The following is a 6,816-nucleotide window of genomic DNA, read 5'->3' as shown; positions in this document are numbered from 1 at the left end:
TGACCGAGGCCTTTGCCCATGCGCGCCCCTGGTGGTTCCTGCTCGCGCTGCTGCCGGTGCTGCTGTTTCCCTGGATCGCCGCGCCCGCCCTGTGGCGCGCGGGCGCGCGGGCAGACTGGCGCGACCCGGGACTGCGGCTCTGCCTGGTCTGGGGCGGGGCCGCGCTTCTGCTGTTCAGCCTGATCAGCGGCAAGCAGGCGCATTACCTGATCCCTGAACTGCCCGCCGCGGCCCTGCTCGTCGCGCGGCTGTCGCCCGAGCGCTTTCCGCTGCGCGTCCCGGCGCTGCTCCTGGCCGCCGCGGCCTTGGCCGGGATCGTCGTGGCGGCCGGCCTGGTGCCTTTGGGCCGGGCCGAGGCGCTGCTCCAGCCCCGCGCGGTGCCGGTGGCCGCCTGCCTGCTGGTGCTGGCTACTTGCCTTGCCGCCCTGCGGCTGCGCGGGCTGGCGGGCGGCGCGGCCCTGACGCTGGGAACGGTCCTGTCGCTGAACCTGCTGGTCGGCTTCACCGCCACCCGCCCGCTTTACGACACCCATCGCATCGCCGCGGCGATCGCCCCGTTCCAGCCCGCCGGCATCGCCTTCTACGGCCAGAGCTATCATGCCGAGTTCAACTTTGCCGGCCGCCTGACCGCGCCGGTGGCGACGCCTGCGACAGCCGGGGACCTCGCCGCCTGGCTGGCGGCCCACCCGGCGGGCGTCATCGTCGCGCGGCTGGACCGCGACCACCCCGCCTGGCCGCCGCATGAGACCATCCCCTTCCGCAACGCCCCCTATGCCGTCTGGCACGCTGCCGACGCCCCCCGACCGGAGAGTTCGCCATGACCGCGCATCCCGATATCAGCGTCGTCATTCCCGCCCGCGACGAGATCATCGCCTTGGGCCCCCTGGTCGAGGAGATCGCCCAGGCCCTCGCCGGACGCGCCTTCGAGGCGATCGTCGTCGACGACGGCTCGACCGACGGCACGCCCCATGCGCTGGCGGCGCTGCAGGCGCGCCATCCCTGGCTGCTGGCGCTGCGCAACGACCGGCCCTGCGGACAATCCGCCTCGATCCGGCGGGGGGTGCGCGCAGCCCGGGGCGCACTGATCGTGACGCTGGATGGCGACGGGCAGAACCCGCCCGACCAGATCCCAGCGCTGCTGGCGCCCTTTACGAAGCCCGGCAGCGCCGCGCTGGGGCTGGTCCAGGGCGAGCGGATCGGGCGCAAGGACACGGCGCTGAAGCGCCTGGCCTCGCGTGCGGCCAATGCGATCCGGCGGGCGCTGCTGCGCGACGGGGTGCGGGATTCGGGCTGCGGGCTCAAGGCCTTCCGGCGCGAGGCCTATCTGGATCTGCCCTGGTTCGACCACATCCACCGCTTCATGCCGGCGATGATGCTCCGCGAGGGCTGGCGCGTCGCGACGGTTCCCGTCACCCACCGCGAAAGGTGCGGCGGGACTTCGAAATACGGGGTTGTCTCGCGCGCGCTGATCGGCGTCCCGGATCTGCTGGGCGCGGCCTGGCTGATCCGCCGCGGAGGACCTTCGCACCACCAGGTATCTGACGCCGAACAAAAACGCGCACCCTCGGCACGCGGCGCTGATCGGGGTCCTCGGGGAAAACCGCTGTGCCCCTGAGGCTAACTCCCTGGCCTTATTTTTTCATGCTGGTCTCGGCGTTGTTCGCAGTCCCTCCCCTCCACAACCCCCGCGCGACCTCCCGCCCTTCCGACCCACTTACCATAACACCGGTTACGGATTTTTCAGCTATCCCCGGTTGAGCGCAGGGGGGGGCGATCAGCCGCGGCGCCAGGGCCACCAGCGGCGGGAGGGGGAGGGAGCCGGTGTGGGGTCTGGCGCAGGCGGCGCTGATGGTGCCGGCGGGGGCATCAGGGCGCGCATCTGCTCCAGCTCGCGGCGCAGGTCTGCCAGATGTGCAGCATGTGCGGCGGCAAGCTCAGCTTTCGCAGCCCGTTCGGCCTCTAGGGTTTCCCGAAGGTGGCCGATTTCCTTCTCGGCCAGTTCGCGGGCGTGGCGGGTTTCGCGCTCAGCCTCGGTCTTCAGGCGCTCGATCTCCCGCAGGGCTTCGACCAGTTCCTGCTCGGCGGTGGCAAGCGCGCGCCCTGCCCGTCCTGTTCTGGTCGCTGTCCTTGAAAGGGCCAGGGACAGCGAAGGACGTTCGGCATCGTTACTGTCCTGCCTGTCCTTGGGTGTCCTTTGATCGATAAACTGTCCGGTGTCCGGGTCCGCCTTGAGCGGGAAGACGCGATGCAACTCGGCCGGATCGATCTCGTATCCACCCGACTCGTTGCGCTCGGCGGTCAGTCGGCCATCATGGATAGCAGTGTGAATTGTGGTTTTTCCCCGTCCTGCCAGCTTTGCTGCCTCGCGCAATGACAGCTTGCTCATGTCCGTCCCTGCCCTGTCCGGTGTCCTGTACCGGTATGAGGGGCGTCGCGTTTATTGTCATGTTCTTTTCTGGTGTCCCGCCGGACAGTGCAGAAGAACGGCTTAATGGGACAGGTGAAGGACACGTTCCAGGACACTGATGAAACAATATAAAACCGGCCCTTTTCGGAGCCGTTCAGGTGTTGTCGTGCATGATTGATGGACCTGCCACAGGTGGCAGGGAAGAACTGGGGGATCAGTGGTCCGCTTTCTTGCCGCCTTCGATCACGTCCAACCGGTAACGCTCGACGGCTTGGGCGTGGTTGTTCACGTTGCCCCGGAAGGCGCCCTCGGGCGTCACGGTGATGATCTTGTTCCGGCCGCGCTTTACGCGACGGATCGCGCCGACCTCCTCTAGGAGCTTCAGTGCACTCGCCATGTTTGGCGGCTTCGTGTGCGTGATCTCGCAAAGGTCGGCCGCAGACTTGGTGCATTCGTAGCTCTGCCAGGACAGGTGCCGACATATGATCCAAAGGATCATGCCGGCCTCCTTGGCCTTGGTCGTCGTCGGTGCCGCCTCGAACAGGCGTTCGGTCACGGCGTCCTGATACTGGAAAGCGATGGACACGTTGCCCCCTCCGAAGAAGTCGAACTCGATCTGGTTGCTGGCCGATAGCTCCTTGGCTCCTTGGGCCAGCTCGCGGGCCATGGCTGCGCGCTCGGGGCTGCTTTCCTGCAACGCTTGTTGGTCCAACAATAGCGCAGCCTGGTCATACGTTCCACGACGACGCAGGGCGCGGTCGGTCAGGTCAGCCGGTGGGTTCGGGTTATGACGCTGGCGTGGTTCTGCAGCGCCGACCAGGACGGCGATGGACTGGACCGGAACGCCATTGCGGCGCTGCGCCTCTTGGGTGGCCTTCGCAAGCTCGATGTCCTCCTGCGACACGCCCGACCGGCGCAGCTCGTAGATGGTCGCTCTCGGCATATCGCGCTCCGATAGTTATCAGTCTGATAACGGTAGTTATCGGTGTGATAACTGTCAATCTCGATCAGGGCCAGCGCAGCAAGGCTGAAACCGTCGAATCGCTCCAGCGTATCCATGTATCCTAAGAGTATAAGAGGAGGTGTCCCTCTCCATCTTGCTTATGCCGGTCCAGATGGCGCCGCTGCAGGCTGGGGAAGAAGACCAGCTCGACCCGCTGGGGCAGGGGTCGAGCCTATGCCTGTTTACGCGGTCGACCGCCTTTGGCCCCGTTTGCCCGTGCGGCAGCTGCCTTGGCGGGCGATGTGACCTGTCCTGCCCGGCGGGCCATGTAGGCCTTCGTTCCGAACAGACCCGCCAGCAGGCCAGGCACAGAAAGATCCGCATCGAGGGCTTCCCAGTGCAGGCCATAGCCGGCACCGAGGATTTCGACCGTGGTCAGTTCGTCATCTGACGCCGTCTCCAGCCCCTGCGCCATGCGGGGCGGGAACGCGAAGGTGCAGCCGTTGGTCAGCTCGACGATGATGCGACCGCTTTTCCGGTCGTAGCGTGCAGATGTGGCGCGCGGCTCGGTTTGCTGGGCAAGGCGGCCCCGCTCCAGGGCGGCCTCGATCTCGGCGTCTGTCAGGTCAGCCATGGATTTCCCTCCATCTGGCAAGGAACTGTTCCTGCTGGTTGCGGACCAGTTGCACGGCGCGGCGCAGCTCGTTCGCCTTCATGCCTTCGGCCCAGACCAGGGTCGGACCGCCATCAGGCCCGATCAGGTTAATCTTGGCCTGTCCGTCTCCGAACACATGCACATGGGCGGGCTCGTGATCGTCCGTGAAGATGATGACGCGCAGACCATGCGCCCGGTGGATGGTGACCATGACACAATATAACCCAACACGATGGGTTTTCCAAGTAGGGCGACTTGCATTATCGGAGTCGGTGCCAGAGGGTTAGAACAGCTCCAGCTGCTTGGGCTTCAGCCAGTAGCCTCGCCGTCTTTTTGCGGCCTCCAGCTTCAAGAGCGCCCGTATCGCTTCCTCCTGCGAAGGAAAATACAGCCTGCGAACCTGCCCGGCCTGCCCGATCCGTCCCCATTCTCTTTGAAGCGACCACTCCCCGAAGAGATTGGGAAGGACCCTAAGGCTGTAGAAGCGGGCCAAGTTCTTCGCGGAATCGCGCTTTTCGAGATAGCTTTGCATCGCGTCCGGCGTATCCCTTCAAGCCCATTTCCACCAGTTCCAACCACGGGATGACGCCTGCCAACGTGCGGGCAGTGCCCGCACGTTTGTTCCTGCCAAGCATCAGCAAATGCTTTCGCAGGGAATGCCGTCCTTATCGCGGTCAAGGCGGCCGCCCCAAGAGCAGTTTTCCAGATACCAGTGCGCTTCCTGGCAGCTTTCGATCTGCGAGCAGGTCCGCCGAGGACTGCAAGAGTAGGATCGTTGAACAAGCCCTTGCAGCACCTTCGGTGTCTCAGCGGGAGCTTGCGACTTGCGCGATCCCTTGCGCCAATCCCAAGGCATATCGAACTCCGTTCGCCACATGCCCTTTCGCGCGTCGCGTGCCCGGACTTCATCAGCGACATATTCGGAAGAATACTGACGATAGGCGACTGCCAAGCCTTCACCAACCATCCACTTGTTGAGGTCTTCGCGGTTGGTGAAGCATCTTGCAACGACACGCCCATAGCGATCCACGTCGAGTTGCTCACAAAGGATGGGGGTCCGACCGATCCTTTCGGCAAGAGCCAAGGCCGCCGCCTGCCCGCAGCGCCAAGCCGATCCGTCGCGTTCCCGGCAGACCTGCCCACTTTCCGGCGCGTCGATGCCGTGCAAGCGAATGCGTGACCCGCGAACTTCAAGGGTGTCGCCATCAATGACAGACGCCACGCCTTGAGTAATATTAATTTCAGCTTCGACTGCCGTCGCTGGCGCATGAGTAGCAAGCAACAAAGCAAAGGCAATGGCAAAGGACTTCATAATATCTCCCATGGTTGCGATATTTCAGACTGCATAACTCAAAACTCTGAAAGAAAATATCTTTCCGCCCAGCCGGTGCGCAGAAATGGCACTTGCGGAATGCTGGCAAGCTCTAGTCAGGAGAGATAGCCACCAATTGAGAATTCCTACTCTGAAGGCTTATCGATCTAGACGGCCCAGAACTGTCGGCCTGTAGGTCGGATTCGTCTAGTCGAGGTCCAGATCGCGATCCTTCTCCCGATCGTGCTCGTGGGCCTTCTCGTGGAGATGGCGGCCATGCTTGAGGTATTCGGCCATGTCCTCGGGTTCGAGGCCGTGGGCCTCCGCGAAGTCGAGGGCGCGCTCGATGGTGAGAAGGTGATGCCTTTCCCGCTGGCGCGCCTCGTCCCGCCATGCGTCGCGCTCTTCTTCCAGGTCGCTGACCTGTTCCCTGAATGCGCGGTTCTTTTCGCGGAGATCGCCCAGGGTTTCCTCCAGGTCGCCGGAGAGGACTTCCTGGCGCTTGATGCGCTCGTGGGCGAGCTGGGCCTCCAGGAAGGCCGTCTGGGCCTCGTGGCGGTCCCTTTGGCGGTCGAGGGCCAGGCGGGCGCCCTTGAGGGCGTCTGTGGCGGCCTCTGAGGCCCTGTGGCGCCAGTCCTCGTCCGACTCCCCGCCCAGGCCCAGGAAGTGGCCTTTCTGGCGCTCTGGGAGCTCCACAGCGGCCTCCGGGGCCATGATGTGGGCATAGACCCTCTGGACGCGCTCGTGGGTCGCCTGGGAGCGCTCCAGGCCCCGTTCCAGCCCGTGCTCCAGGCCGACCTCCTTGGCGAAGTCGGTCTGCATGGCGGAAAGCTTCTGGCGGTTGCCGACGAGGGCGCGGGCGTTGAGCTTGCCGTGTCCGTCGAGCGGGATGGTCATGACAGTCATGTGGGGGGTGCTCTCGTCGCGGTGGACAACGGCGGAGAGGACGTTCTCGGCCCCGTGGCGTTCCTTGAGCCAGTCCAGGGCATCGCGGAAGTAGGCGTCCTGCTCCTCGCGGGTCATGGCGTGCATGGCCTCGGGGCTGGCGCCGATGAAGTACTCCAGGCCGTGAACGGCGTTGGCGCGGATCTTCTCGGGGGCGCGGTCGCGCCAGGCGTCCAGGACCGCCTCGCTGGTCTCGGGGCCGTGGAGGATGGTGTTCTCGTGCCGGCGCTTGAGGTCGGCGTTGAGGGTCTCGCGCTCGCGGAAGGTGTGCTGGAGGCTGGCGGCGAGGTTGGCAGGCTTCTTGAGCTTGGCGCAGCGGAGGATGGCGAAGCGGGGCTGGCCTCGGACGCGGCGGTGCTCCAGGCGCAGCCCGATCTCGGGCACAAGCCCCTCGTCCCCACGCGCGTGCGATCCGGCCATGGAACAGACTCCTAAGCAAAGAAGTGGGTTTATGTGTACTCACTAGACATTCCGGCACAAGGCCGGAATGTCGCTCGCCCCGCAGCAGCGGGGAGGAACACATAAACCCACGTCTTCTCGCCCCGCCCGTGACA

The 6,816-nt window shown here is 65.0% G+C and carries 9 protein-coding genes; 2 read left to right on the top strand and 7 right to left on the bottom strand.

The features are described 5' to 3' along the window. Window positions 1-821, top strand: an 821-nt coding sequence (locus ACFFII_RS17595; RefSeq protein ID WP_377700169.1) for a hypothetical protein, incomplete at its 5' end; no start/stop codon positions are given. Then, entirely contained in the window at window positions 818-1,615 is a 798-nt protein-coding gene (locus ACFFII_RS17590) for a glycosyltransferase family 2 protein (RefSeq protein ID WP_377700168.1), read from the top strand. The genes ACFFII_RS17595 and ACFFII_RS17590, both read left to right, overlap by 4 nt. Before the next feature lie 159 nt (window positions 1,616-1,774). Here ACFFII_RS17590 and ACFFII_RS17585 read toward each other — a convergent pair whose 3' ends face one another. From ACFFII_RS17585 to mobV, 7 genes are all read right to left on the bottom strand, one after another. Then, window positions 1,775-2,386 (bottom strand): hypothetical protein, encoded by a 612-nt coding sequence (locus ACFFII_RS17585; RefSeq protein WP_377700167.1) that lies wholly within the window; start codon window positions 2,384-2,386, stop codon window positions 1,775-1,777. Between the two features lie 235 nt (window positions 2,387-2,621). Next, window positions 2,622-3,350 carry a hypothetical protein gene (locus ACFFII_RS17580; protein ID WP_377700166.1) on the bottom strand — a complete coding sequence of 243 codons (729 nt, stop codon included), beginning with the start codon at window positions 3,348-3,350 and terminating at the stop codon, window positions 2,622-2,624. Between the two features lie 232 nt (window positions 3,351-3,582). After that, window positions 3,583-3,984 carry a DUF2442 domain-containing protein gene (locus ACFFII_RS17575; RefSeq protein ID WP_377700165.1) on the bottom strand — a complete coding sequence of 134 codons (402 nt, stop codon included), beginning with the start codon at window positions 3,982-3,984 and terminating at the stop codon, window positions 3,583-3,585. Then, complete coding sequence (locus ACFFII_RS17570) at window positions 3,977-4,216, bottom strand: DUF4160 domain-containing protein (RefSeq protein WP_377700164.1); 240 nt, start codon at window positions 4,214-4,216, stop codon at window positions 3,977-3,979. Before ACFFII_RS17570 ends, ACFFII_RS17575 begins: the two co-directional genes overlap by 8 nt. A 72-nt stretch (window positions 4,217-4,288) precedes the next feature. Further along, the gene (locus ACFFII_RS17565) at window positions 4,289-4,537 is read right to left on the bottom strand and encodes a WGR domain-containing protein (protein ID WP_377700163.1); all 249 of its coding nucleotides are present in this window, start codon (window positions 4,535-4,537) and stop codon (window positions 4,289-4,291) included. Window positions 4,538-4,639: 102 nt separating this feature from the next. Next, the gene (locus tag ACFFII_RS17560) at window positions 4,640-5,317 is read right to left on the bottom strand and encodes a thermonuclease family protein (RefSeq protein WP_377700162.1); all 678 of its coding nucleotides are present in this window, start codon (window positions 5,315-5,317) and stop codon (window positions 4,640-4,642) included. A gap of 207 nt (window positions 5,318-5,524) precedes the next feature. Further along, window positions 5,525-6,682: a MobV family relaxase gene (gene mobV, locus ACFFII_RS17555; protein ID WP_377700161.1), complete on the bottom strand. Its 1,158-nt coding sequence runs from the start codon at window positions 6,680-6,682 to the stop codon at window positions 5,525-5,527. Between the last annotated feature and the right edge of the window lie 134 nt (window positions 6,683-6,816).

It is taken from the genome of Paracoccus niistensis (assembly GCF_042432925.1).
In the GTDB taxonomy this organism is placed as follows: domain Bacteria; phylum Pseudomonadota; class Alphaproteobacteria; order Rhodobacterales; family Rhodobacteraceae; genus Paracoccus; species Paracoccus niistensis.
This window is presented reverse-complemented; position numbering and strand designations above follow the sequence as displayed.